Annotated in this window: 22 protein-coding genes; 18 read left to right on the forward strand and 4 right to left on the reverse strand. The window is 64.0% G+C overall.

Annotation, left to right across the window (positions count from 1 at the left end):
* Nucleotides 1–19: 19 nt before the first annotated feature.
* From ACN0TK_RS05770 to ACN0TK_RS05795, 6 genes are all read left to right on the forward strand, one after another.
* Nucleotides 20–991, forward strand: coding sequence for an aspartate carbamoyltransferase catalytic subunit (locus ACN0TK_RS05770; RefSeq protein WP_417308511.1), 972 nt, complete (start codon nucleotides 20–22; stop codon nucleotides 989–991).
* Complete coding sequence (gene pyrC / locus ACN0TK_RS05775; protein ID WP_417308512.1) at nucleotides 988–2,301, forward strand: dihydroorotase; 1,314 nt, start codon at nucleotides 988–990, stop codon at nucleotides 2,299–2,301. Before ACN0TK_RS05770 ends, pyrC begins: the two co-directional genes overlap by 4 nt.
* Entirely contained in the window at nucleotides 2,298–2,948 is a 651-nt protein-coding gene (gene plsY / locus ACN0TK_RS05780) for a glycerol-3-phosphate 1-O-acyltransferase PlsY (RefSeq protein ID WP_417308513.1), read from the forward strand. The genes pyrC and plsY overlap by 4 nt, the downstream gene beginning before the upstream one ends.
* A 1-nt stretch (nucleotide 2,949) precedes the next feature.
* A complete protein-coding gene (gene dprA / locus ACN0TK_RS05785; RefSeq protein ID WP_417308514.1) occupies nucleotides 2,950–4,071 on the forward strand; it encodes a DNA-processing protein DprA in 1,122 nt (373 codons plus the stop codon).
* A 121-nt stretch (nucleotides 4,072–4,192) separates the two neighbouring features.
* Nucleotides 4,193–6,814, forward strand: a complete 2,622-nt coding sequence (gene topA, locus ACN0TK_RS05790; protein ID WP_417308515.1) for a type I DNA topoisomerase — start codon at nucleotides 4,193–4,195, stop codon at nucleotides 6,812–6,814.
* A gap of 110 nt (nucleotides 6,815–6,924) precedes the next feature.
* Complete coding sequence (locus tag ACN0TK_RS05795; protein ID WP_417308516.1) at nucleotides 6,925–8,526, forward strand: GH39 family glycosyl hydrolase; 1,602 nt, start codon at nucleotides 6,925–6,927, stop codon at nucleotides 8,524–8,526.
* A gap of 46 nt (nucleotides 8,527–8,572) precedes the next feature.
* Here the strand turns inward: ACN0TK_RS05795 and ACN0TK_RS05800 are convergent, their stop codons facing one another.
* Nucleotides 8,573–9,616, reverse strand: coding sequence for a dipeptidase (locus tag ACN0TK_RS05800; protein ID WP_417308517.1), 1,044 nt, complete (start codon nucleotides 9,614–9,616; stop codon nucleotides 8,573–8,575).
* A gap of 370 nt (nucleotides 9,617–9,986) precedes the next feature.
* Here ACN0TK_RS05800 and rnr point away from each other — a divergent pair, with 370 nt between their 5' ends.
* The 3 genes from rnr (at nucleotide 9,987) to rpmG (ending at nucleotide 13,009) form a co-directional block, all read left to right on the forward strand.
* Nucleotides 9,987–12,281 carry a ribonuclease R gene (gene rnr, locus ACN0TK_RS05805; RefSeq protein WP_417308518.1) on the forward strand — a complete coding sequence of 765 codons (2,295 nt, stop codon included), beginning with the start codon at nucleotides 9,987–9,989 and terminating at the stop codon, nucleotides 12,279–12,281.
* Nucleotides 12,282–12,283: 2 nt separating this feature from the next.
* Nucleotides 12,284–12,703, forward strand: a complete 420-nt coding sequence (locus tag ACN0TK_RS05810) for a DUF983 domain-containing protein (RefSeq protein ID WP_417308519.1) — start codon at nucleotides 12,284–12,286, stop codon at nucleotides 12,701–12,703.
* Nucleotides 12,704–12,841: 138 nt separating this feature from the next.
* Nucleotides 12,842–13,009 carry a 50S ribosomal protein L33 gene (rpmG, locus tag ACN0TK_RS05815; protein ID WP_417308520.1) on the forward strand — a complete coding sequence of 56 codons (168 nt, stop codon included), beginning with the start codon at nucleotides 12,842–12,844 and terminating at the stop codon, nucleotides 13,007–13,009.
* Between the two features lie 324 nt (nucleotides 13,010–13,333).
* Here the strand turns inward: rpmG and ACN0TK_RS05820 are convergent, their stop codons facing one another.
* Nucleotides 13,334–14,734 (reverse strand): PleD family two-component system response regulator, encoded by a 1,401-nt coding sequence (locus ACN0TK_RS05820; RefSeq protein WP_417308521.1) that lies wholly within the window; start codon nucleotides 14,732–14,734, stop codon nucleotides 13,334–13,336.
* Nucleotides 14,735–14,793: 59 nt separating this feature from the next.
* The gene (locus ACN0TK_RS05825) at nucleotides 14,794–15,168 is read right to left on the reverse strand and encodes a response regulator (protein WP_417308522.1); all 375 of its coding nucleotides are present in this window, start codon (nucleotides 15,166–15,168) and stop codon (nucleotides 14,794–14,796) included.
* A gap of 104 nt (nucleotides 15,169–15,272) precedes the next feature.
* On the opposite strand from ACN0TK_RS05825, the gene ACN0TK_RS05830 reads away from it, so the two are divergent.
* From ACN0TK_RS05830 to ACN0TK_RS05870, 9 genes are all read left to right on the forward strand, one after another.
* Nucleotides 15,273–15,545, forward strand: coding sequence for a DUF3572 family protein (locus ACN0TK_RS05830; protein WP_417308523.1), 273 nt, complete (start codon nucleotides 15,273–15,275; stop codon nucleotides 15,543–15,545).
* 7 nt (nucleotides 15,546–15,552) lie between these two features.
* The gene (locus ACN0TK_RS05835; RefSeq protein WP_417308524.1) at nucleotides 15,553–16,857 is read left to right on the forward strand and encodes a DNA polymerase IV; all 1,305 of its coding nucleotides are present in this window, start codon (nucleotides 15,553–15,555) and stop codon (nucleotides 16,855–16,857) included.
* 2 nt (nucleotides 16,858–16,859) lie between these two features.
* Nucleotides 16,860–17,321: a RidA family protein gene (locus ACN0TK_RS05840; protein WP_417308525.1), complete on the forward strand. Its 462-nt coding sequence runs from the start codon at nucleotides 16,860–16,862 to the stop codon at nucleotides 17,319–17,321.
* Nucleotides 17,322–17,414: 93 nt separating this feature from the next.
* Complete coding sequence (locus ACN0TK_RS05845) at nucleotides 17,415–18,176, forward strand: glycerophosphodiester phosphodiesterase family protein (protein WP_417308526.1); 762 nt, start codon at nucleotides 17,415–17,417, stop codon at nucleotides 18,174–18,176.
* Nucleotides 18,169–19,344, forward strand: coding sequence for a GNAT family N-acetyltransferase (locus ACN0TK_RS05850; protein ID WP_417308527.1), 1,176 nt, complete (start codon nucleotides 18,169–18,171; stop codon nucleotides 19,342–19,344). The genes ACN0TK_RS05845 and ACN0TK_RS05850 overlap by 8 nt, the downstream gene beginning before the upstream one ends.
* Before the next feature lie 56 nt (nucleotides 19,345–19,400).
* A complete protein-coding gene (locus ACN0TK_RS05855; RefSeq protein ID WP_417308528.1) occupies nucleotides 19,401–20,570 on the forward strand; it encodes a sterol desaturase family protein in 1,170 nt (389 codons plus the stop codon).
* 40 nt (nucleotides 20,571–20,610) lie between these two features.
* Entirely contained in the window at nucleotides 20,611–21,939 is a 1,329-nt protein-coding gene (locus tag ACN0TK_RS05860) for a glycosyltransferase (RefSeq protein ID WP_417308529.1), read from the forward strand.
* Complete coding sequence (locus tag ACN0TK_RS05865; RefSeq protein WP_417308530.1) at nucleotides 21,936–22,358, forward strand: HIT family protein; 423 nt, start codon at nucleotides 21,936–21,938, stop codon at nucleotides 22,356–22,358. The genes ACN0TK_RS05860 and ACN0TK_RS05865 overlap by 4 nt, the downstream gene beginning before the upstream one ends.
* Before the next feature lies 1 nt (nucleotide 22,359).
* Complete coding sequence (locus tag ACN0TK_RS05870; RefSeq protein ID WP_417308531.1) at nucleotides 22,360–22,995, forward strand: YoaK family protein; 636 nt, start codon at nucleotides 22,360–22,362, stop codon at nucleotides 22,993–22,995.
* A 72-nt stretch (nucleotides 22,996–23,067) separates the two neighbouring features.
* Here ACN0TK_RS05870 and clpA read toward each other — a convergent pair whose 3' ends face one another.
* Nucleotides 23,068–25,464, reverse strand: a complete 2,397-nt coding sequence (gene clpA, locus ACN0TK_RS05875; RefSeq protein ID WP_417308532.1) for an ATP-dependent Clp protease ATP-binding subunit ClpA — start codon at nucleotides 25,462–25,464, stop codon at nucleotides 23,068–23,070.
* Between the last annotated feature and the right edge of the window lie 4 nt (nucleotides 25,465–25,468).

Raw genomic sequence — 25,468 nt, forward strand, 5'->3', positions numbered from 1 at the left:
GGATCGGAGCAGGATGGCATTGAACACGCCAGCACTTGACGCAGGCGGCCAAAGCGCCGCGCGCCCGCCTTTTCCCCATCGCCATCTTCTCGGCATTTCCCAGCTCAGCCCCTATGATATCGTCGACTTGCTCGACCGGGCCGAAGCGATGATCCCGGTCTCGCGCCAGCAGCGGAAAATCCTGCCGACGCTGGCGGGAAAAACCCAGATCAACCTGTTCTTCGAACCTTCGACGCGCACGCAGTCGAGCTTCGAGATCGCCGGCAAGCGGCTGGGGGCCCAGGTCACCAACATGTCGGTACGCACCTCGTCGATTTCGAAGGGTGAAACGCTGATCGACACCGCCACCACGCTCAACGCCATGCAGCCCGACGTGATCGTCGTGCGCCATGCCGCCTCCGGCGCGGTGGAACTGCTGAGCCAAAAGGTCGGATGCGCTGTCATCAACGCCGGCGACGGCGCGCATGAACACCCGACCCAGGCGCTGCTCGACGCCCTCACCATCCGCCAGCACAAGGGCGACCTCGCCGGGCTGACCGTCGCCATCTGCGGTGATATCGCCAACTCGCGCGTTGCCCGCTCCAATCTGCTGCTGCTCGGCGCCCTGCAGGTCCGCACCCGCGTCGTCGCCCCCCGCACCCTGCTGCCCCGCGGTATCGAGGCGCTGGTGAGCGAGGTGCATACCGACATGCGCACCGGCCTCGAAGGCGCCGACGTGGTGATGATGCTGCGCCTGCAGCACGAGCGCGCCAGCGGCCGCATGATCCCCTCGGTGCGCGAGTACTATCGCTTCTACGGCCTCGACGAGGAAAAGCTCTCCGTCGCCAAGCCGGATGCGATCGTCATGCACCCGGGCCCGATGAACCGCGGCGTCGAAATTGACCCCGCCACCGCGGACGGTCCACGCTCGGTCATCACCGAACAGGTCGAGATGGGGGTCGCGGTGCGCATGGCAGTGCTCGATGCGCTGCTGGCGGAGGCGTCGTCATGACCGGCAACCTCGTCATTACCAATGCGCGCATCGTCGACCCGGCCAGCAGTCGCGATGCCAAGGGCTCGGTTCTGATCAAAGACGGCCGGATCACCGATGTCGTCGATGGCGCCGCGCCCGGCGCGCCCGAGAATGCCGAAACCCGCGATGCGCGAGGCATGGTCCTCGCACCGGGCCTCATCGACATGCGCGTCTTCACCGGCGAACCCGGTCATGAATATCGCGAGACCCTGACCACGGCGGGCGCCGCGGCCGCCGCCGGCGGCGTCACCAGTTTCGTCCTCATGCCCGACACCACGCCGGTGATCGACGATGGCGCGCTGGTCGACTACCTGCTGCGTCGCGGCGCCACCGAAGCGCCCGTCAACATCCTGCCCTCCGCAGCGCTGACCCGCGGCCTCAAGGGCGAGGAAATCACCGAGTTCGGCCTGCTTCGTGAAGCCGGCGCAGTCGCGCTCACCGATGGCCGCAACTCGATCCAGTCCGCCGGCATGATGCGCGCGCTGCTCACCTATGCGCGCAATTTCGATATGGTGGTCATGCACCATGTCGCCGAGCGCAGTCTGATCGCCGACGGTGTGATGAATGAAGGCACGCTCGCCACAGTCTCCGGTCTCAAGGGCATTCCGGTCGAAGCCGAGACCATCCCGTTGGCCCGCGATCTGCAACTGGCAGCCCTCACCGGCGCCCGCTATCACGCCGCGCAGGTCTCGACCGGCCTGTCAGTCGATCTGCTGACCGAAGCGCGCCAGAAGCTGCCGCACGTCTCGGCGGGGATCTCGATCAACAACCTGTCGCTCAACGAAAACGACGTTGCCCCCTACCGGACCTTCTTCCGGCTGTCGCCGCCGCTGCGCTCCGAGGATGATCGCCAGGCGGTGATCGCTGGGCTCAATTCCGGCGCCATCGACGTCATTCATTCGGCCCATGATCCGCAGGATGCGGAAGTGAAGCGCCAGCCCTTCGCCGAAGCGTCCGACGGGGCGATCGGGCTCGAAACCATGCTGGCTGCCGCGCTGCGCCTCGTGCATTCTGGCGATGTGCCGCTGATGACCCTGCTGCGCGCCATGACAAGCCGGCCCGCCGAAATCCTCGGGCTTGAGAGCGGCCGCATCGCAAAGGGCGCGCCCGCCGACCTGATCCTCATCGATCCCGACTATCCGTGGGTGGTGCAGGAAAGCAGTTTCCGGTCCCGCTCGCGCAATTCCGCCTTCGAGGGCGCACGCTTGCAGGGCGCGGTGATGCACACATTCGTTGCGGGCCGCCCGGTCTTCAGCCATGCTGATACGGTGGAGGGCGCAACCGCATGAATTTCCTGATCGCGACGGTCCTTGGATATCTGCTGGGGTCCATCCCCTTCGGCCTGCTGCTGACCCGCGCTGCCGGTATGGGCGATATCCGCGCCATCGGCTCGGGCAATATCGGCGCCACCAACGTGCTGCGCACCGGCAATCGCTGGCTGGCGCTGGCCACTGTGCTGCTCGATGTCGGCAAAGGCATCGTGCCGGTGCTGATCGCGCGCTGGTTCCTCATCTCGAGCCCCGGCGCCGAAACCCTCCTCGCCGATCAGTTCATCATCTTCGGCGCCGGCATCGGTGCCTTTTTTGGGCACATCTTCCCGGTCTGGCTCGGCTTCAAGGGCGGCAAGGGGGTCGCGACCTATATCGGCATCCTGCTTGCCTGGTCCTGGCCGGTCGGGCTGGCCTTCTGCGGCACCTGGCTGGTGATCGCCTTGGCCCGCAAATATTCCTCGCTCGCGGCGCTTACCGCCGCAGCTACCGCCCCGATCTTCGCCTATGGCCTCAACGGCCTGGTGTTCGATCGCGATGGCCTGCCGATGGCGGCGGCCTGCGGGCTGATCACGCTATTCGTCTACTACAAGCACTGGGCCAATATCAGGCGCCTGTGGGATGGAACGGAGCCGAAAATCGGCTCGGAAAAACCCAAGGCCGGCTGACATGGGCAAAGGGGCAATCCTGCTCACACCCACCCAACGGATCGCCTGGCTCCGCCTGATCCGCACCCCCAATGTCGGCCCCCAGACCTTCCGGCAGCTGCTCAATCGCGAGGGCTCGGCCGAGGCCGCCATCGCCGCGCTGCCCGAGCTTGCCCGCAAGGCCGGCCGCAGCCCCCGCATCCCCTCGATCGCCCAAGCCGAGGACGAGCTGGCCGGCATCGAAAAGCTGGGGGGCCGTCTCGTTGCCATGGGCGAAGCCGACTACCCACCCTTGCTGCAATATATCGGGGGCGCGCCACCGCTGGTCTCGGTCATCGGCAGCGGCACCCGACTCAGTCTCGAACGCACCGTTTCGATCGTCGGCGCCCGCAATGCCTCAAGCGCCGGGCAGAAAATGACTGGCATCCTCGCGTCCGACCTCGGCGATACCGGCTACACCATCGTCTCCGGCCTCGCTAGGGGCATCGACGCCGCGGCGCACAGTGCCGCGCTGCGCACCGGCACGCTTGCAGTGCTGGCCGGCGGCCTCGATCACATCTATCCCAACGAAAATGTGCCGCTCGCCAACGCGATCATCGAACACGGCGGCATGTTGCTAACCGAGATGCCGCTCGGCTGGGAACCCCGCGCCCAGGATTTCCCGCGCCGCAACCGGCTCGTCTCGGGCATTTCGCTGGGCACGCTGGTGGTCGAAGCCGCCAAACGCTCCGGCTCGCTGATCACAGCGCGGCTGGCCGTCGAGCAGAACCGCGAGGTTTTCGCCGTGCCCGGCTCGCCCCTCGATCCGCGCTCGGAGGGCGCCAACCACCTGATCCGTGACGGCGCCCAGCTGATCACCGGCGCGGAAGACATCATCAATGCCCTGCAGGACTATCGCCTGCGCCGTCCCAACCTGCTCGAATCGGACTGGCTGCCGGACACCGACTTTTTCGATACCGCGCCACCCACCGAGGACGAACGCAGCCGCTTGCTCGAGGCCCTCAGCGTCACCCCCACGCCCGTAGACGACCTGATCCGCACCACCGGGCTGGGAATCGGACAGGTGCAGACCCTGCTGCTCGAACTGGACCTCGATGGCCGTATCGAATGGTCCGCCGGCCAGCTTGTGGCGCTCTCCTACTGAGCTCCCACAAAAATGTTCCCCTAAGGGGAAGCGGCAAATGGCCCTTTGCTTTCCGTTGACAGCCCCGCAGCGCTTCACCATGTTGCCGGCCGTTTCCAAGCGCTTTTAAAGAGTACCCGGCATGAAGCTCGTCATCGTTGAAAGTCCCGCCAAGGCGAAGACGATCAACAACTATCTCGGCAAGGACTACGAGGTTCTGGCCAGCTTCGGTCACGTGCGTGATCTGCCGGCCAAGGACGGCTCGGTCCTGCCCGATGAAGACTTTGCCATGACCTGGCAGGTCGACACGGCAGCCAAGAAGCGGCTTGCCGACATCGGCAATGCGCTCAAGAACGCTGACGAACTGATCCTCGCAACTGACCCGGATCGCGAAGGCGAAGCCATCAGCTGGCACGTGCTCGATGTGCTGCGCCAGAAAAAGCTGCTCAAGGACAAGCCGGTCAGCCGGGTGGTGTTCAACGCAATCACCAAGGCCGCCATCACCGAAGCCATGCAGCATCCGCGCGAGATCGATGTGCCGCTGGTCGACGCTTATCTGGCGCGCCGCGCCCTCGACTATCTGGTGGGCTTCACCCTGTCCCCGGTGCTGTGGCGCAAGCTGCCGGGCTCGCGTTCGGCCGGTCGCGTGCAGTCGGTAGCGCTGCGCCTCGTCTGCGACCGCGAATCCGAGATCGAGCGCTTCAAGCCTCAGGAATACTGGTCGGTTGGCGCCAAGCTCACCGAAAAGGGCAAGACCTTCGAGGCCCGGCTCTATTCCGTCGATGGCAACAAGACCGACAAGCTCGACATCGCCAATGCCACCGAAGCCGAGGCGCTGAAGGCGGCCATCGAAGCCGGCACCTTCTCGGTCAGCCATGTCGACAAGCGCCCGACCAAGCGCAACCCCTACCCGCCCTTCACCACCTCGAGCCTGCAGCAGGACGCGTCGTCGCGCCTCGGCTTTTCGCCCAGCCGAACCATGCAGATCGCCCAGCGGCTCTACGAAGACGGCATCATCACCTATATGCGAACCGACGGCGTGCAGATGGCGCCCGAGGCGATCGACCAGGCCCGCCGCGCCATCGTCAAGGAGCACGGCTCCGACTACATTCCGGAAAAGCCGCGCATCTATCAGTCCAAGGCCAAGAACGCCCAGGAAGCGCATGAGGCGATCCGCCCAACCGACCTGTTCCGCAATCCCGACGAGCTGCGTGGCGACGCCGACCGGCATCGGCTCTACGAGCTGATCTGGAAGCGTACCCTGGCGAGCCAGATGCGCTCGGCCGAGATCGAACGCACCACGGCCGACATCTCGGTCTTTGCGACCAGCAAGGACGTCACACTGCGCGCCGTTGGTTCGGTCGTCACCTTCCCGGGCTTCCTCGCGCTCTACGGCATCGAGGCCAAGACCGAACAGACCCCGGACGGCGAGGACGACAGCGACAGCCGCGAGCTGCCGCCGCTGGCCGAGGGCGACCGGCCCAAGCTCGAGGAAGCGCTGATCGAACAGCACTTCACCCAGCCGCCGTCGCGCTATTCGGAAGCCAGCCTCATCCGCAAGATGGAAGAGCTCGGCATCGGCCGCCCCTCGACCTTCGCCTCCACCATGAGCGTGCTGCAGGACCGCAATTACGTCCGGCTGGAAAAGCGCACTCTGATCCCCGAAGATCGCGGCCGCATCGTCACCGCCTTCCTCTCCAGCTTCTTCGACCGCTATGTCGAGTTCGGCTTCACCGCCAGCCTCGAGGAAAAGCTCGATCTGATCAGCGACGGCAAGCTCGACTGGAAAGAGGTCCTGCGCGACTTCTGGAAGGATTTCTCCGCCCATGTCGAAGAGATCAAGGACCTGCGCGTCTCCGAAGTCCTCGATGCGCTGAACGAGCTGCTCGCCGATCACATCTTTCCGCCGCGCGAAGACGGCTCCGATCCGCGCAAGTGCCCGAGCTGCGGCGAAGGCAAACTGTCGCTCAAGCTGGGCAAATTCGGCGCCTTTATCGGCTGCTCGAACTATCCCGAATGCCGCTACACGCTGCAGCTCAGCGACGCCGCCGCGGGGGGCGCCGGCGAGGCGGCGCCTGGTGACGGCATTCTCGGCACCGATCCCGAAAGCGGTCTCGACGTGTTGATGAAAACCGGCCGCTTCGGCCCCTATGTGCAGCTCGGCGAAGGCGATCAGCCCAAGCGCTCTTCCATCCCCAAGGGCTGGCAGGCCGAGGAACTCACCCTCGAAAAGGCGCTGCAGCTGTTGAGCCTGCCACGCGTCGTCGGCGACCATCCGGAAACCGGCATGACGATCACCGCCGGCATCGGCCGCTATGGACCGTTCGTGCTGCACGACAAGACCTACGCCAACCTGCCGGACGTCGAGGAAGTGTTCACGGTCGGCCTCAACCGTGCCGTCGATCTCATCGCCGAAAAGGTCGCCGGTGGCGGACGCTTCGGTCGTGGCCGCACGGTCGAGGCGATCAAGACCTTCGAGCATGACGACGGCGCGATCTCGGTCCGGGCCGGCCGCTATGGCCCCTATGTCAATCAGGGCAAGGTCAACGCCACCCTGCCCAAGGACATGAAGCCCGAGGACGTAACTCTGGAACAGGCGATCGAACTGATCGTCGCCAAGGGCGGGGCCAAGAAGAAGCCCGCTGCCAAAAAGAAGGCACCTGCGAAAAAAGCTGCGGCCAAAAAACCTGCCGCGAAAAAGGCACCGGCCAAGAAGGCGGCACCGAAGAAAGCCGCCAAGGCCGAGGAACCTGCCGCCGAGTAAACCGAACCGCGCGGGGCGCGCCGCGAGAATTCGTCCCGCGCCCCGTCCTCAGATGTCGACAAGCCGGCACGCGTGTGCATCCTCCCAGCCCTCTGGGAGGAGACCCACCGATGACCAAGACTTACGACGTCCATGTCGATGTCGACGCAGCGACGACCCGCGGCCCCTATCGCCCGCTCTGGAACTGGTTCGGCCATGACGAGCCGAACTACACCTATACCGACAACGGCAGAAAGCTGCTGCGCGAGCTGACCGAACTCAGCCCCGAGCCGCCCCGCATCCGCACCCACAACCTGCTGACCTCTGGCGATGGCACCCACGCGCTCAAATGGGGGTCGACCAACGCCTATACCGAGGATGCCGACGGCAATCCGGTCTACGACTGGACCATCATGGACCGGATCTTCGATTGCTATATCGAGGCCGGCAACATCCCGCTGATCCAGGTCGGCTTCACGCCCGAGGCCCTCTCCGATGCCGAGGGGCCCTATCAGCACGCCTGGGCGCCGACCGACCGGCCGGCGGGGATCACCACGGGCTGGGCCGCCCCTTCCAATGATCTCGACAAATGGGGTGAGCTCGTCCGCCAGTGGGCGCTGCATCTCGTCGCGCGCTATGGCATGGACCAGGTGAAGTCCTGGCCCTGGGAGGTCTGGAACGAGCCGGACGGGCTCTACTGGACCGGCACCGTCGAGCAGTTCTGCGAGCTTTATGCCGTCAGCGTCCGGGCTATCAAATCGGCAATCCCCGAGGCCCGCGTCGGCGGCCCGCACACCTGCGGCGCCTTCAACAACGCCAAGGCCGCGGCCTTCCTCCGCCAGTTCCTGCAATATGTCGTCGACAATGACACGCCCATCGACTTCGTCGGCTTTCACGCCAAGGGCAATCCGGTGATGTGGAAGGACCACGTCCGGATGGGCCTCCACAAGCAGTTGCGCGACATCGAGGCCAACCTCGCGATCCTCGCCGAATTTCCCACGCTGAAGCACCTGCCGACAGTGATCGGCGAATCCGATCCAGAGGGCTGCGCTGCCTGCTCGGCCCGGGTGCACCCGCAGAACGGCTATCGCAACGGCCCGCTCTACGGTGTCTACGCGGTCGAAAGCATGCTGCGGACCTACGAGCTCTCGGCCCGCGCCGGCATCGAAATCGAGGGCGCCGTCACCTGGGCCTTCATGTTCGAGGGTCAGGACTGGTTCGACGGCTTCCGCGACCTCGCGACCAATGGCGTCGACGAGGCCGTGCTCAACGGCTTCCGCCTGCTCGGCAAGCTCAAGGGCGAGTGGATCGAGGCGAAGAGCGACCACGCGCTCGACATCGAAACCATCATGGAACATGGCGTCCGCGAGCAGCCCGACATCAACGCCGTCGCCACCCGCGACGAAGCCGGCGTCAGCGTCCTCGTCTGGCACTATCACGACGACGACGTGCTGACCGATCCGGCCGACATCACCATCGCGTTGAAGGGGCTCCGGACCGGTAACCATAAGCTGACCCATTTCCGCATGGATCACGACCATTCCAACGCCTATCGCGTCTGGCAGGAAATGGGCGCGCCGCAGGACGTGACGGGTGCCGATTTCGATCGGCTGGAAGCCGCCGGCCAGCTCGAAAACCTGGAGAGCGGCACGCTCGACGCCCCTGATGGGGCGGCGACGCTCACCACCCACCTGCCCCGCCAGGGCGTCTCGGTCTTCCGCATCGACTACTGAGGCAAAAGAGGCCGTGTTGCCCCCATAGGTGGCACGGCCCCGGCATCTAGAGCGTCCGCTCGAGCAGCCCCAGCCAGTTATCGAGCGCGATCTTGCGCACCAGGTCCTCGCCGAATCCGTGGTCCAGCAGCGCCTGCAGCAGCTTGGGCACGCCCGTCACATTCCTGATCTCGGCGGGCATCATCGCGCCGTCGAAATCCGAGCCGAGCGCCACACCATCCTCGCCCAGCGCCTCAACCAGAGCGGCCACATGGCGCACCATCAGGTCGATCCCCGTGTCCGGCACCATCTTCCCGTCGGGCCGAAGAAAGCCCGTCGCATAGTTCAGCCCGACCACGCCGCCGCTCTCGCGGATCGCCGCCAGCTGCCAGTCCACCAGATTGCGCGCATGCGGGCAGATCGCATGGACATTCGAATGAGTCGCGACCAGCGGCTTGCTGCTCAGCGCAGCGACGTCACGGAATCCCTTGGCGTTGAGATGGCTGAGATCGATCATCACACCCATCTCGTCACAGGCCCGGACCAGGCGCTTCCCGGCCTCGGTCAGCCCGTCGCCGATGTCGGGATCGGCATTGTGGACGAACGGCACGCCCGTGCCGAAAGCGTTCTGCCGGCTCCAGGTGATCCCCACCGAACGCAGCCCCGCGGCATAGAGCAGTTCCAGCGACTGCAGCTCGGTGTCGATCGCCTCCGCGCCCTCGATATGAAAGATCGCCGCCAGCCTTTCGGCCGCAATCGCCGCGCGCACCGCGTCGGCATCACGGCAGATCGTCAATGCCCCCTGCCGCTCGAGACGCAGCAGCAAGGCCGCCATCGCCGTCGTGGAGGCCTGCGCATCGGCCCAGGCCAGCTGCGGCGGCAGCTTGCCTTCCGTCTTCGCCGGTGCCGCAGCGACATCGGAGAGGCTCTGCTTGATCGGCGGCGGGAACATCGCAAAAAAGCCCCCGACCATCCCGGCCGTTTTCGCCCGCGGCAGATCGATGTGCGCCGCCGGATAGCCATCGATGAACTTGCGCTCGGGCGCACCGCCCTGCACCTCGATCAGTTTGAGCAGCGTGTCATTGTGGCCGTCGAAAAAGGGTATGGTCATGGTCTCGATCTTCAGTTTGCTGGCAGCAACCTAGCACGCCGCGGTGCGCCCCCGGCAATGCGCGCGAAACCCGTGGCAGCCCGATCGCCTTGATTTTTCAGTAGCTCGAACCATATCAGCCTCTGGCATGGCCGATTGCGCCCGACAGCGATATGCTGATGTCGCCTCTCACGCGCCCCTAGGGCAAAGCCGTGAATCAGGGCACGCTGCCATACCGACTTCATTGCACAGCCGTGAAGTTCATGTCCGATCTGGCGCTGCACAGCTGCCGCCGGCATGACACGGCAAGAGATCATCCCGCCGCCCCGTCCGACAGCGACGCGTGAGCGGCACAAAACCAAGGCGGCAGACCCGCCCGAAAGAAGATTGCATGGCCAAGGCGCCACTGACGAAATCACGCAAGAAGCCCCCCCGGGCCTATGAGGTGGGCACGCTGCCCAGCAAGGAAGCCATCCTCGAGGCGATGGCAAAACACCCCGAGCTCGATGGCAAGCGCGATATCGCGCGCCATTTCGGCATCAAGGGCGACATGCGCACCCCCTTCAAGGTGCTGCTCAAGGAAATGGAGGGCGATGGCTTCATCGCCCGCTCTCGCAAGCAGATCCGGCGCACTGCCACCCTGCCCGCGGTCACCGTGCTCGACATTCCGGCCGACGCCGATCCCGACGATCTGCATGCCTTCCCGGCCAACTGGAACGAGGCCGAGGGCCTGCCGCCGCGCGTCACGATCGCTCAGGGCAAAACGGCCCGCGTCGTCCCCGCACCGGGCGACCGGGTGCTGGCGCGTATCCAGACCGGAGAGGCCGATGTGCCGGTCTACACCGCGCGCGTCATGAAAATCCTCGACAAGCCGCGCCGCGGCCAGATCGGCATTGTCCGGCTGGACGAGGACGGCGCACGGCTGGTGCCGGTCGAGCGCAAACAAAAGGAAATGCGCATCAACGGCGCCGATCTCGGCGACGCGCGCGACGGAGACCTCGTCGAGGTCGAGGTCAAATTCGCCGGCCGTCTGATGATTCCCAAGGCACGGGTCACCAGCGTTATCGGCAATCCGAAGTCCGAGGGTGCGGTCAGCCTGATCGCCATCCACAATCTCGACATTCCCTATCGTTTCCCCGGCTCTGTGCTGAAGGAAGCCGAAGCCGCCAATGAAGCGACAATCGCCGGTCGTGAGGACTGGCGCCATCTCCCGCTGGTCACCATCGACCCGGCCGACGCCAAGGACCACGACGACGCGGTCTATGCCGAGCCCGATACCAGCGAGGCCAATCCCGGCGGGCACATCGTCTATGTCGCCATCGCCGATGTGGCAGCCTACGTTCGGCACGGCACGGCGCTCGATCGCGAGGCCTATCTGCGCGGCAACTCGGTCTATTTCCCCGACCGTGTGGTGCCCATGCTGCCCGAGCGCATCTCCAACGATCTGTGCTCCCTGCGCGAAGGCGAGAACCGTCCCGCGCTGGCCGTGCGCATGGTCATTGCCGCCGACGGCCGCAAAAAGTCGCACAGCTTCCACCGCATCCTGTTCCGCTCGGCCGCCAAGCTCAGCTACCAGCAGGCTCAGGCAGCCATCGACGGCCAGCCTGACGATCAGACCGGGCCCATTCTCGACCGAGTGCTGAAGCCGCTCTGGGCGGCCTATGACGCCATGTCAAAGGCCCGTAAAAAGCGCGCGCCCCTCAACCTCGACATGCCCGAACGCAAGATCGTTCTCGACGCCGAGGGCATGGTCAAGGATGTCCATGTCCCCGACCGGCTCACAGCGCACAAGCTGATCGAGGAAATGATGATCGCGGCCAATGTCGCCGCCGCCGAAACGCTCGAAAAGCACCATTCGGCGCTGGTCTATCGCGTGCACGACTCGCCGAGCGAGGAAAAGCTCGTCGCGCTGCGCGACTTCCTCGGCTCGCTCTCACTGCCCGCACCCAAGACCGACGCCGTGCGCCCGCTCGACTTCAACCGCATTCTCGAAAAGGCGGAAAAGGACGGCAAGCTGCAGCAGGTCAGCGAGATCGTGCTGCGCACTCAGGCGCAGGCGCTCTATTCACCCGAGAACTTCGGCCACTTCGGCCTCAACCTCGATCGCTACGCCCATTTCACCTCGCCGATTCGACGCTACGCCGATCTGATCGTCCATCGGGCACTGATTGCGGCGCTCGACATGGGCAAGGACGGGCTGACGGACACCGAGGCAGAAAAGCTCGCCGGCATTGCCGAGCACATCTCCTCGACCGAACGCCGAGCGATGTTGGCCGAGCGCGAGACCGTCGATCGTTTGTTGGCGCATTTCCTCGCCGAGAAGATCGGCACCCGCTTCAAGGGGCGCATTTCCGGCGTCACCCGCTCGGGCCTCTTCGTCAAACTGCGCGAAACCGGCGCTGACGGCTTCATTCCCGCATCAAGCCTCGGCGCCGACTACTATCGCTTTGTCGAGGAAATGCAGGCCATGGTCGGCGACAAGACCGGCGAGACCTTCCGCATCGGCGACGATGTCGAGGTGCGCCTGCTCGAAGCCGCGCCGCTCGCCGGCGCTCTGCGCTTCGAATTGCTCAGCGACGGCAGCCGCGGCGAAACGCCATCTGGCGGTCGCGGCGGAAAGCGACCAAATATGTCAAAGAAGAAGAAGGCGGGCACTTATCGCAAGTTCGCCAGAAAGGGACGTTGATCATGGCCGTCGAGATTGCCAGCTACAGCGAGGAGCGCTCCCTGCCCCGCGCCATCGGCAACGGCATCCTGTGCCGCTGCCCCAACTGCGGCAAGGGCAAGCTGTTCCGCAAATATCTCAAGGTCGTCGACAGCTGCGCCAATTGCGGCGAGGAGCTGAAATATCAGCGCGCCGACGACTTCCCGCCCTATATCGCCATCTTCATCGTCGGCCACGTGCTGGTTGGCTGGATGCTGCATGCCGAAATGTCCGGCCCGGTCGATCCGACCTTCTACCTGTGGACCATGATTCCCATGGCGATTCTGATGCCGATGATCATGCTGCCCTCGATCAAGGGGGCCGTCGTCGGGCTGCAGTGGGCCACGCGCATGCATGGTTTCGACCCCGCGCGCCGGGAGCCGGTCGCGCAGGATACTGTTTGACACGCAGACGTGCGGGTTCGCTTGACAATCATCGCCAAATCCGTAGTTTGCGCGCAAATTGAGACCGGCTCGATGGCCGGGTGATTTCCAGCCGCGCGAAATTGTCCGCGCGGCAAACTGTTTCAAGGAACGTGACCCATGGCCAAAGCCATCTCGCTCAAGATCAAGCTCGTGTCGACCGCCGACACCGGCTTTTACTATGTGACCAAGAAGAACTCCCGGACGCAGACCGAGAAGCTCAGCTTCAAGAAGTACGATCCGGTCGTGCGCAAGCACGTCGAGTTCAAGGAAGCCAAGATCAAGTAATCCTCGTTTTTCACGAGGTTATCCACAGCCCCGCGCTCTGCGCGGGGTTTTTCTTTGTACGAATGCGTAAATGAAACGCCCGCCCCTTTTGCAAAGGAGCGGGCGTGTTAGTGTGGCTGACCTGGAACGGACTGAAGAGGCCACTCGACACCGTTCGCAGGTCAGCCGCCCTACGGACCCAGGAGTTGCGGCGGACCTGAGAAAAACCGCAGGGCTTGGGCTGCACGACACCGGCTTTCGTTCCGGCGCTTCGTGTTGAAATGACACTAGCCAATCCTCGCGCGGCAACAAAGCCGAACGCTGAATCGTAACTAACTGGTAACCTTAATTGGCCTGTTGGTTGGCCGTAAGCGCGTGGTCCATTGCCGCAACCACCTGGTTCCGGCCATTGCGCTTGGCCTGGTAAAGCGCCACATCGGCGCGCTTCAGCATGGTGTCGGGCGTATCGACCGCCACATCGTTGAGCGCCAGCCCGACCGAAACGGTCAGGTTCATGTCCGCCCCGTTGCTGCCCGAAAACGGCCGGTCGGCCACCGCGGCCCGCACCCGTTCCGCCACCAGCCGCGCCGGCGACGCTTCCGTATCCGGCATAAGCACCACGAACTCTTCCCCGCCATAGCGGCAGGCGAGATCGATGCCGCGGATATTGCGCCGCAGCCGGTCAGAGAACTCCCGCAGCACCCGGTCACCGACATCATGGCCATGCGTGTCGTTGACGGTCTTGAAGTAATCCATGTCGACCAGCATCAGCGCCATCTCGCGCTCCTGGTCCTGCGACTTGGCGAGCATCAGCCCCAGATGCCGTTCGAAATAGCGCCGGTTGTACAGCCCCGTCAGCTCGTCGGTCACGGCGAGCGCCAGCGTATTGCTTACGCTCTCGCGCAGCGCCACCGCATAGCGCTGCCGGCGCAGCTGCGTGCGCACCCGGGCCTGCAGTTCGTTGCGCTCCACCGGGCGGGTGATGAAGTCATTCACCCCCAGCTCCAGCCCACGCAACACCCGTGGCCGGTCGGACTCCTCGGCAATCAGGATGATCGGCAGGCTGCGCGACTGCTCGGCCGTTCGCATCTGCGAACAGACCCGCAGCGGGTCGATATCGTTCAGTCCCATCGAGACGAGGACCAGTTCATACTCGCCACCGCTCACCGCCAGCGCGGCATCCTGCGGATGGCTGAGCACGTCGACTTGTGCCGTTTCGCCCAGATAGCCGGCGATCCGCTGGGCATTGCGCGCGTCATCGTCAACCAGCAGCACACGGCCGCCATCCGTCGAAATGCTCGCCGCAGCTTGCCAGGTATCCTCGATGGCGATCGCCTGCCCGGTCTGCGCGCGCGACCGCAGCTCATCGGTCAGCGTCTTCAGACGCACCAGGCTGCGCACGCGCGCCATCAACTGCACGTCGTCGACAGGCTTGGTCAGGAAATCATCGGCCCCGACTTCGAGCCCGCGCAGCTTGTCGGACGGCTGGTCGAGCGCCGTCACCATCAGGACAGGGATGTGATGGGTCTGCCGGTCGGCCTTTAGCCGCTGGCACACTTCGAAGCCATCCATCTGCGGCATCATCACGTCCAGCAGCACGATGTCGACCTTGCCCGCCTGGCAGATCTCGATCGCTTCTCTACCGGAGCTTGCGGTCAGGACTTCGTAATATTCGGCACTCAGGCGCGCCTCGAGCAGCCGCACGTTCGTGGGAATGTCGTCGACAATCAGCACGCGTGCCGTCACTGGTCCGATGCCTCAAAACAAATTCAGAAACGTCTGAAGACAAACTGGCACGATACCAGCTAGTTCGCAGGCCCAATGTAATGGGCAATGGTTTCCAAAAAGTGAGGCACCGAGATCGGCTTGGAGATATAGCCCTCGCAGCCGCCCTGCAGGATCCGCTCTTCATCGCCTTTCATGGCGAAAGCGGTGACGGCGATGACGGGGATCGAAGCCAGCTCGTCATCTTCCTTGAGCCACTTGGTCACTACCAGCCCGGACACTTCGGGCAGCTGGATATCCATGAGAATCAGATCGGGATGATGCGCCCGCGCCAGCCCCAGCGCTTCCATGCCGTTGCGGGTCTGGATAATGGAGTAGCCGCGCGATTCCAGCAGATCGTTGAAGAGCTTCATATTGAGCTCATTGTCCTCGACGATCATGACGGTCTTGGGCATACGACAGCGATTCCGCGAATTCGGGGAGCGTGCAACTCTCGTCTTCTGCCCGAACTCTGGGGTAACATCAATGCTCCCTGCAAAACACGCCTAACGGACCCGATTTGCCAAGCTCTGAAACGCTCACGCCCGACTCGCTCGGCCAGCTCTGCCTGCACCATCTCGCGGAGCAGCCCAGCCAGCTCGCAGAGTTCATGTCGATCACCGGTTTTTCGCCGGACACGCTGCGGGCGGGCCTCGGCAGCGACGGGCTGAATCACGGTCTGATCGACTATTTCGCCACCAACGAGGCGCTGCTACTGGCGCTATGCGCCAATACCGGCATCCGGCCCGAGGATTTCATGCGCGTATGGGCCCGCATCAACCCGTCCGGCTGAGCCTGCCATGGCCGCATTGTGCCGCGACTGCATCGGCCTGTTCGACGAGACCAGCCTGGCCCGCTGCCCGAATTGCGGCTCGCCGCGCCTCATCGCACATGATGAGCTGACGGCGCTGTCGATCGCGCATGTCGATTGCGATGCCTTTTACGCCTCGATTGAAAAGCGTGACAATCCGGCGCTCGCCGACAAACCGCTGATCATCGGCGGCGGCACGCGCGGCGTCGTTTCGACCTGCTGCTACATCGCCCGCCAGTATGGCATCCGCTCGGCCATGCCCATGTTCCAGGCCAACAAGCTGTGCCCCAATGCCGTGGTGATCCGGCCGGACATGGCCAAATATGTCGCCGCCAGCCGCACCATCCGCAGTTTCATGGACGAGCTGACGCCGCTCGTCGAACCGCTGTCGATCGACGAGGCCTTTCTCGATCTCGGCGGCACGGAGGCACTGCATCGTGCCCCGCCGGCGGCGGTCCTCGCCCGCTTCGCCCGCCGCGTCGAAGCCGAGGTCGGCGTCACCATCTCGGTCGGGCTGAGCCACAACAAGTTCCTCGCGAAAATCGCCTCGGATCTCGACAAGCCGCGCGGCTTTGCCGTTCTCGGCCGCGAAGAAGCCGTGAGCTTTCTCGCCCGTCAGCCCGTCACCATGATCTTCGGTGTCGGCAAGGTGCTGGCTAACAGCCTGCAGCGCGACGGCTATCAGACCATCGGCCAGTTGCAACAGGCCCGCCCGGAGGACCTGGCACGACGCTACGGCGAGACCGGCCTGCGGCTCTCCCGCCTGTCGCGCGGCGAGGATGCCCGCGTCGTCAACATCGATGGCGAGATGAAGTCCATCTCGTCCGAAACCACCTTCAACGCCGACATGCGCGATTTCGAATCGCTGAGCACCGAGCTCCTGGCGCTCAGCGAAAAGCTCTCGGCGCGCCTCAAGGCCAAGCAATTGGTCGGGGACACGGTGACGCTGAAGCTCAAGACGGCGGATTTCCGCTTGCGCACCCGCGCGCGGCACCTGATGATCCCTACGCAACTCGCGAACATGCTGTATGAGAACGGACACCAGCTGCTGGCCCGCGAAATCGACGGGACGGCGTTCCGCTTGATTGGAATCGGGGTTTCGGGTCTGTCACAGGCCGACGGTTCCGATCCGGTCGATTTGATCGAGCCGGCCATTGCCCGGCGCGCCGCCGCCGAACGGGCGATGGACAAGGTCCGGCAGCGCTTCGGCGAAGACGCGGTGATCCGCGGCAAGCTTTACGACCGGGTGCGGGAACGCCGGGCCCGGAAAAAGGACAAACCTGAAGAGACCTGACCATGACCACGCCAATCGAAAAGCTCCGGGAATACGGCTACGAACTTCCCTCCCCCAAGGCGCCTGTGGCCACCTACATCCCGGTCGCCCGCACCGGCAATGTGATCTACATTTCCGGTCAGATTTCCAGCAGTGACGCGGGCGTCAGCGTCGGCAAGCTGGGCGACACGATGAATGTCGTGCAGGGCGCCAACGCCGCCGAGCTGGCGGCCGTCAACTTCCTGAGCCAGATCGCCCATTCGGCCGGTCTCGACCTCGAAAAGGTCCGCATCCTCAAGCTCACCATTTTCGTCAATTCGACCGCCGATTTCGCCGAGCATCATCTCGTCGCCAATGGCGCCTCCGACCTCATCGTTGCGGTGCTCGGTGACAACGGCAAGCATTCGCGCTCGGCCATCGGCATGGCTGCCCTGCCGCTCGGCGCTGCCGTCGAGATCGAGGGCATCGTCGAAGCGCTCGACTGATCCGGGCGCCCTTCGCCGCGCGGCAGGCCGTTCGCGATACTGTCATGGGGGGCTGGTAGCGGCGGCACCCCACTTCCATATGACGGTGCAACCATGGCTGCAAAACTCACCTTCGATACGCCCATCGCCCATCGCGGTCTGCACGACCGGGCCCGCGGCATCATCGAAAACAGCGCTTCGGCTTTCGAGGCCGCCATTGCAGGCGGCTTCCCGATCGAATGCGACGTGCAGCTGAGCCGCGATGGCATCCCATTCGTCTTTCACGACGACGTCCTTGATCGACTTACCACCGAAACCGGTCCGGTTTCGGGGCGCACCGCAGCCGAACTCACGGCGCTGCAATTGCGCGACAGCGCCGCCGGCGACCGGCCGCAACTGTTCACCGAATTCCTGGCCCAGATCGACGGGCGCATCCTGCTGCAGATCGAGCTCAAGCAGCAGCATGGCCATTCGGCGACCCAGGTTCTGGCGCAAAAGGTCGTTGATGCCCTCAAGAGCTACCGTGGCCCGGTCGTCCTCGAGTCCTTTGATCCGCAGCTACTGATGGAATTGCGCAAGCGCGGAGCCACAGCGCCGCTGGGCATCATCATCCACGGCTACAAAAACCCGGACTGGGACCGTAATCTGACGCACGCCCAACGTTTTGCACTCAGAAACCTTGTGCATTGGCCGCTGACGCGGTTCGAATTCATTTCCTGCCATGATCAGGCGCTAGACTTGACCTCTGTGCGCCTGTTTCGCAGCTTCGGCATCCCGGTCACCGCCTGGACCGTACGCTCGCCCAGCACAGCACTCGCCACCGTCGGCAAGGCCGACCAGATTGTCTTTGAGGGGTTTGTCCCGAAAATTGCCTGATACATCGTTCAGCGCCACCCTGCTCTCCTCTGCCGCAGACCTATCCGCGACAGACTGGAATGGGCTTGCCCCCGGACAGGACGGCCGGCCCGACAACCCGTTCCTCGACCACGCCTTTTTCGACGCGTTGGAGAAATCCGGCTCGGCCTCGCGCGAGACCGGATGGCTGCCACAACACCTGCTGCTCCGCGATGCGCAGGACATGCCGGTGGGTCTGATGCCGCTCTATCTCAAGAGTCATTCCCAGGGCGAGTACGTCTTCGACTATGGCTGGGCCGATGCGTTTCAGCGTGCCGGCGGTGCGTATTATCCGAAGTTTCAGGCCTCGGTGCCCTTCACCCCGGCCACCGGTCCGCGCCTGCTGGCCCATGACACCGAAACCCGCCAGGCCCTGCTGCAGGCCATCAGCGCCATCGCCGAAGACAATGACATCTCCTCGGTCCACGCCACCTTCGTGCCGGAGGAGGAGCAGAAGCTGGCCGAGGAGGCCGGCTGGCTGGTCCGCTACGACACACAGTATCACTGGTTCAATCAGGGCTTTTCCAGCTTCGAGAACTATCTCGAATCGATGTCGTCCCGTCACCGAAAGGTTACGCGTCGTGAGCGTCGGGAGGCGCTCTCGAGCGGCATCGAAGTGCGCTGGCTCACTGGTGCGGACCTGACGGAATCCGTGTGGGACGCGTTCTTCGATTTCTACACCGATACCGGCAATCGCAAATGGGGCCGCCCCTATCTCAACCGCAGGTTCTTCTCGCTGCTCACCGAGACCATGGCCGACCGCATCGTTTTGATGTTTGCCTATGATGGCGACGAACCGATTGCCGGCACGCTCAGCCTCGTCGGTCGCGAGCGCCTGTTCGGGCGCTATTGGGGCGCTTCGCGCGACGTGCCTTTCCTGCACTTCGAGCTATGTTATTATCAGGCCATTGACTACGCGATTGCGCATGGCCTGAAAGTGGCCGAAGCCGGCGCCCAGGGCGATCACAAGCTGGCGCGGGGCTATACGCCCACCACCACCCGCTCTGTGCACTGGGTCGGCCATCCCGGTCTGCGCAACGCGGTTGCGGACTTCCTGGAGCAAGAGCGCGTCGCCGTGTCGCGTGAACAGGAGGCGCTGCGGCGCTATACCCCTTTTCGCCATAATACTGGCGAGTCTGGCGAGTCCTGATTGGCTCGCCCTGTTTCGGCGGGCCGCCCCGCCACCTGATATTTGGAGGCAGACCGATGGACCTGGCCGCACTCGCGTTGAGCGTGATCACCTTCGTGCTGCAGTGCCTCGTGATCTTCGCGGTTTCGACCCTGCTTTTCGACGTGCTGCACTATTTGCTGCATCGCTGGAAGCGCTCACGTTTCCGCATCCTGCGGCTGTTCTCCACCTGGCACTGGGTGCACCATCGCTTCCTGACACTGGAGATGAAGGTCGACCCGGCCTACCAGTGGAAGAACGTGTGGTTCCACATCATCCCCGAATACGTGACCAGCCTGTTGGGCACCCTGCCCTTCCTGCTGATCTTTCCGCTTGAGGCGGTGCTGACCGTCATCGTCGTCCGCACCATCTTTTTCGCCGTGACCTTCTTTCAGGAAGGCATGGATATCCATCACATGACCATGGAGCGCATCGACGGGCGCCAGAACCTGCTGTGGGTCGGGCCCGACTATCACGCGATGCACCACATCTACCCGAACAACTATTTCTCCTCCTTCTTCAACATCCTCGATCTCGTCATGGGCAAGAGCTGCCAGATCGCTGGCCGGCGGGTGCTGGTGACCGGCGCATCCGGCGCCTTCGGCAGTGCCATGATCGAACTGCTCCAGCGTGAAGGTGCCACCATCGAGACGGCGAAATTCGGCGTCGACTATGGCCCGGGCGACATTTCCGGCATGCACGACAAGCTGCAGCGCGCCGACATCCTGCTGCTGGCCCATGGCGCAAAATCCGAAGACTGCATGGAGGCCAACTGCAACAGCTTTGTCGCCATCATCGACACCTTCCGCGAGATGGGCCGCGGGCGCCTCACCCCGCCCGAAGTCTGGGCGGTCGGCTCCGAGGCCGAACTGCATGGCGATCTCGGCATGGCCTCGATGCGTGACTATGCCGCCTCCAAGCGCGCCTACGCCCGCTACGCCCGCGGCTACTACAACAGCCCGCATCTGTTCTACCGCCACATCGTGCCGTCCGCCTTCACCTCGCGCATGGGGCGCGGGCCGATCTCGGCGAAAACCGCAGCGCGCATCGCGCTGTTTTTCATCAAGCGCAATTTCCGCTATGTCCCTGTCACCGTCACGACGCTTGCATACTGGAACTATTTCCGCTTCCTGTTGCAGCCGGCGCCGAAAACGGCCCGCCAGAACGGGGCAGCTGTTGCGGATGCCCCGAAACCGACCCAAATCTGAGCCATACGCAACGCCGGGAAATGGGAACTCAGGACTTTTCATGAGTAAGCGTATCGCAATCGCGACGATCGGCACGCGCGGTGACGTGCAGCCATTCGTGGCCCTTGCAACAGCATTGAACAAGCGGGGCCACTCCACGGTCGTGTGTGGCACCAGTGACTTTGAAGAGTTCATCACGTCGCACGGCGTCGAGTTCCAGACCTTGGGCAGCGACATCCAGACCTTCCTGCGCCAGTCGCAGTTCGACACGGTCATGTCGAAAAACTCCCTGCTCTATGCGCCGAAGCTGCTGCGCGAGGGCCAGCGGATCATGAAGGATGCCTGCCGCTACCTTTGGGGTGCGGTGCAGGATGCCGACGCAATCATTTTCCACCAGACCACCAACTTCGCCGTCGACGTCGCCGAGGCGCTGGATATTCCGGCGATCATGACGGCTTTTCAGCCGATCAATCCGACCGGCGAGTTTCCCTATTTCGGCTATGACGGCCCGCCGCCCGACCCGCTGTTCAACCGCATCAGCCTCGACCCGCTGTTCAACCGGCTGAGCTACGTCGTGCAGGCGGCGCACCAGTCATATTACGATTTTCCCCGCGACCGCATGCGCGCCAAGCTGCTCGGCCTGCGCAGCCGCAAGCGGCCCGGCTTTGCCAAGAATGCGCGTGGCGAGCCGATCCCGGCGCTGCACGCCTATTCCCCCACCATTTCACCCCGCCCCGGCGACTGGCCCGACACCACGACGGTTACGGGATTCTGGAAGCTCGACGACCAGTCGGAGTGGGAGCCGGACGCTGACTTCCGCGCCTATCTCGATGCTGGCGACGCCCCGATCTATCTTGGCTTCGGATCAATGCCCTTTGGCGCCAAGCGCAACACCGAGATCGTCACCAAGGCGCTGCACCAGTGGGGTGGCCGCGCCGTCGTCGGCAAGGGCTGGGGTGGCATCCGTTCCGAGGATCTGCCCGAAAACGTCTACGTCATCGACAAGGCGCCGCACGACAAGCTGTTCAGACACATGAAAGCTGTCGTTCATCATGGTGGCGCTGGGACGACACATTCGGGGCTGATCGCGGGCAAGCCAACATTCGTCGTCCCGCAGTTCTTCGACCAGCCCTATTGGGGACGCCGGGTATACGAGCTCGGCTGCGGCCCCGCACCGGTGCGCCTGCGCAAGCTCACCGCCAACCTTCTGGCCAACGCGCTGACCGAACTTTCGAGCGACATCTCTTTCGAACTGGCAGCCCAGGATCTGCGCGAGCGCCTGCTGCTCGAGGACGGTACCGGGCTCGCCGCCGACATCGTCGAGGAAACCGTGGAAGACTATCCCGGCAACCTCATGCACAACGAGGAACTGATGGGGGAAGCCTCGTGACCGATTACGATTCATCCAATATTTTCAACAAGATCATCAAGGGTGAAATGTCCGCCCACAAGGTCTTCGAGAATGATGATGCCATCGCGATGATGGACATTTTTCCGCAGTCCCGCGGCCACCTGCTGGTGATCCCCAAGGCCCCGTCACGCAATCTTCTGGATGCCGATCCGACCGCCCTCGCCCAGGTCATGCCGCTCGTCCAGAAACTCGCCATCGCGCTGAAGGCGGCGCTCAAGCCCGACGGCATCAGGCTCGTGCAATACAACGAGGCCCCGGCCGGCCAGTCGGTATTTCACCTGCACTTCCACCTCATCCCCGTCTATGAGGGCGAAGAGCTTGGCCGGCATGGACAGGGCAAGGCCGACGACACCGAGCTCGCCGAGCTGGCGCGCAGCATAGCTGCCCAGTTGAACTGACGTGACCCCAGCGCCGCTGCTCGGTCTGGGTCTCGCGCTTACGGCTGCGGCCGGGATGATTGACGCTGTCGGCTTCGTCGAACTCGGCGGCTACTACACCTCCTTCATGAGCGGCAACACGACCCAGCTCGGCGCCGCCATCGCCGATCCCGGCGTGGTCCTCCTCCCGCTGGGCCTCGTGGCCATGTTCTTTCTCGGCAGCTTCGGCGGCACCCTTGTCGCCGGCCATGGCAACTGGCACGGCACGCTGCGTGTACTCGGGCTGGTGCTCGCAACGCTCACGCTGTCTCTGGCCCTCACCGTGTTGGGCATTCCACCACAGCTCTCCATGCTGCCGCTGGCCTTTGCCGCTGGCGCCCAGAACGCCGTCCTGGTGCAGCGCGGGTCGGTACGGGTCGGTGCCACCTTTGTCACCGGAACGCTCTTTGCCGCCGGGCAGGATCTGGCGCGCGGCTTGCGCGGCGATGTGCCCGTTATGCGCTGGTTGCAGCATGTGCTGGTCTGGGCCGCCCTGCTGCTGGGGGCCGCAATGGGCGCTCTCGTCTATGTCTGGTGGCACATCTGGGCGCTGGCCCTGCCCGCGGCGATCTACGCCCTCATGTTCGCAGGCTTCGCATTGCGCCGCTCCAACAGCTAAACCCTACGCCGTCGGAAACGAAAAAGGCCGGGATCGCTCCCGGCCCTTCTCAACTCTAAGCCACTGATCGGCTCAGCTCTTTTCCTCAGCCGGCTTGTCGGCAGACTTGGCCGCCGTCTTGCTCGTGCTCTTGGTCGTCTTCTTGGTCTTGGGACCGGAGATGGCCTTTGGCCGTGCCGGGCGCGGCGGCACCGCGATCAGCTCCAGCTTGGCATCGGGCCCGACACCGACCACGGCCACCGTGACCGAGCCGCCGTTCACCAGCTCGCCGAACAGCACCTGATCGGCCAGCGGCTTTTTAACGTGCTCCTGGATCACCCGGCCCAGCGGCCGCGCGCCCATCTGCTCGTCATAGCCGCGCACCGCCAGCCACTCGGAGGCTTCCGGCGTCAACTCGATCGTCACGCCACGCTCCGCCAGCTGGCCCTCGAGCTGCAGCACGAACTTCTCGACCACCCGGCGCACCGTCGACGGCGGCAGCGGACCGAACGAGATGATCGCATCGAGCCGGTTGCGGAACTCCGGCGTGAACATCCGGTTGATCGCTTCCTCGTCGTCGCCGATCTCGCGCTTGCGTCCGAACCCGATAGGCGACTTCTGCAGCTCCATGGCGCCCACATTGGAGGTCATGATCAGGATCACATTGCGGAAGTCGACCGACTTGCCGTTGTGATCCGTCAGCTTGCCGTGATCCATCACCTGCAACAGGATGTTGAACAGGTCCGGATGCGCTTTCTCGATCTCGTCCAGCAGCACCACGCAATGCGGGTTCTGATCGACGCCGTCGGTCAGCAGACCGCCCTGATCGAAACCGACATAGCCCGGAGGTGCACCGATCAGCCGGCTGACCGTATGGCGCTCCATATATTCGGACATGTCGAAGCGCATCAGCTCGACGCCGAGCGTGTCGGCGAGCTGCTTGGCCACCTCGGTCTTGCCGACACCGGTCGGACCGGTAAACAGATAGGAACCGATCGGCTTTTCCGGCTCGCGCAGGCCCGCGCGCGCCAGCTTGATGGCCGAGGCCAAAGCGGTGATCGCCGCATCCTGGCCGAACACCACACGCTTGAGGTTCTCCTCAAGATTGGAGAGCAGCTCCGTATCGGACTTCGACACCGATTTCGGCGGGATCCGCGCCATTGACGCAATCGTATGCTCGATATCCTCCGCCTCGATCGTCGTCTTCCGCTCGCCTTCTGCCATCAGCATCTGGCTGGCGCCGGTCTCGTCGATCACATCGATCGCCTTGTCCGGCAGCTTGCGGTCATTGATGTACCGCGCGCTGAGCTCGACTGCCGCCTTCAGCGCGTCATCGGTGTACTTGAGCTTGTGATAGTCCTCGAAATAGGGCCGCAGACCCTTCACGATGTCGATCGCATCAGGAATGGTCGGCTCGGCGACGTCGATCTTCTGGAAGCGCCGGACCAGAGCCCGATCCTTCTCGAAGAACTGCCGATACTCCTTGTAGGTGGTCGACCCGATGCAGCGGATATTGCCCGAAGCCAGGGCCGGCTTCAGCAGGTTCGACGCGTCGAGCGCCCCGCCCGACGTCGCACCCGCACCGATCACCGTATGGATCTCGTCGATGAACAGGATCGCGTCCGGACGCTTCTCGAGCTCCTTCATCACGGCCTTCAGCCGCTCCTCGAAGTCACCGCGATAGCGCGTCCCAGCGAGCAATGAGCCCATGTCGAGAGAATAGATCACCGCATCACGCAACACCTCGGGCACTTCGCCCTCGACGATCTTGCGCGCCAGCCCTTCGGCGATGGCGGTCTTGCCCACGCCCGCATCGCCGACATAGATCGGATTGTTCTTCGAGCGGCGACACAGAACCTGAATGGTCCGGCGCAGCTCGGCATCGCGACCGATCAGCGGATCGATCTTGCCGGACTTGGCCTTCTCGTTGAGGTCGACACAGAAATCGGCGAGCGCCGAACTCTGTGCACCGCCACCGCGTTCGCCGTCCTCACCCGGGCCGCCTGGACCGGGATTCTCGGCGCCGCGCACCCGGCGGTCCTCGCCCTGGCCGGACTTGGTGATGCCGTGCGAGATGAAATTGACCGCGTCGAGCCGCGTCATGTCCTGCTGCTCGAGGAAATAGGCCGCATGGCTTTCGCGCTCGGCAAAGATCGCGACGAGCACATTGGCCCCCGTCACTTCTTCCTTGCCGGACGACTGCACATGGATCACGGCGCGCTGGATCACCCGCTGGAAGGCCGCGGTGGGGCGAGCATCCTGCCCGTTCGGCACGACGAGGCTGTCGAGTTCCTCGTTGATGAAATCCTCGAGATCGCTTTTCAGCGCCTCGATCTCCACGTCACAACCGGTCAGCACCGCAATCGTATCGCGGTCATCGGTAAGGGCGAGCAACAGGTGCTCCAGCGTGGCGAATTCATGAGCCCGCTCACGGGCAAGATTCATCGCCTGATGGAGAGCCTTTTCAAGTCCGCGCGAAAAAGATGGCATGTCA

Source organism: Devosia sp., assembly GCF_048261455.1.
GTDB lineage: Bacteria > Pseudomonadota > Alphaproteobacteria > Rhizobiales > Devosiaceae > Devosia_A.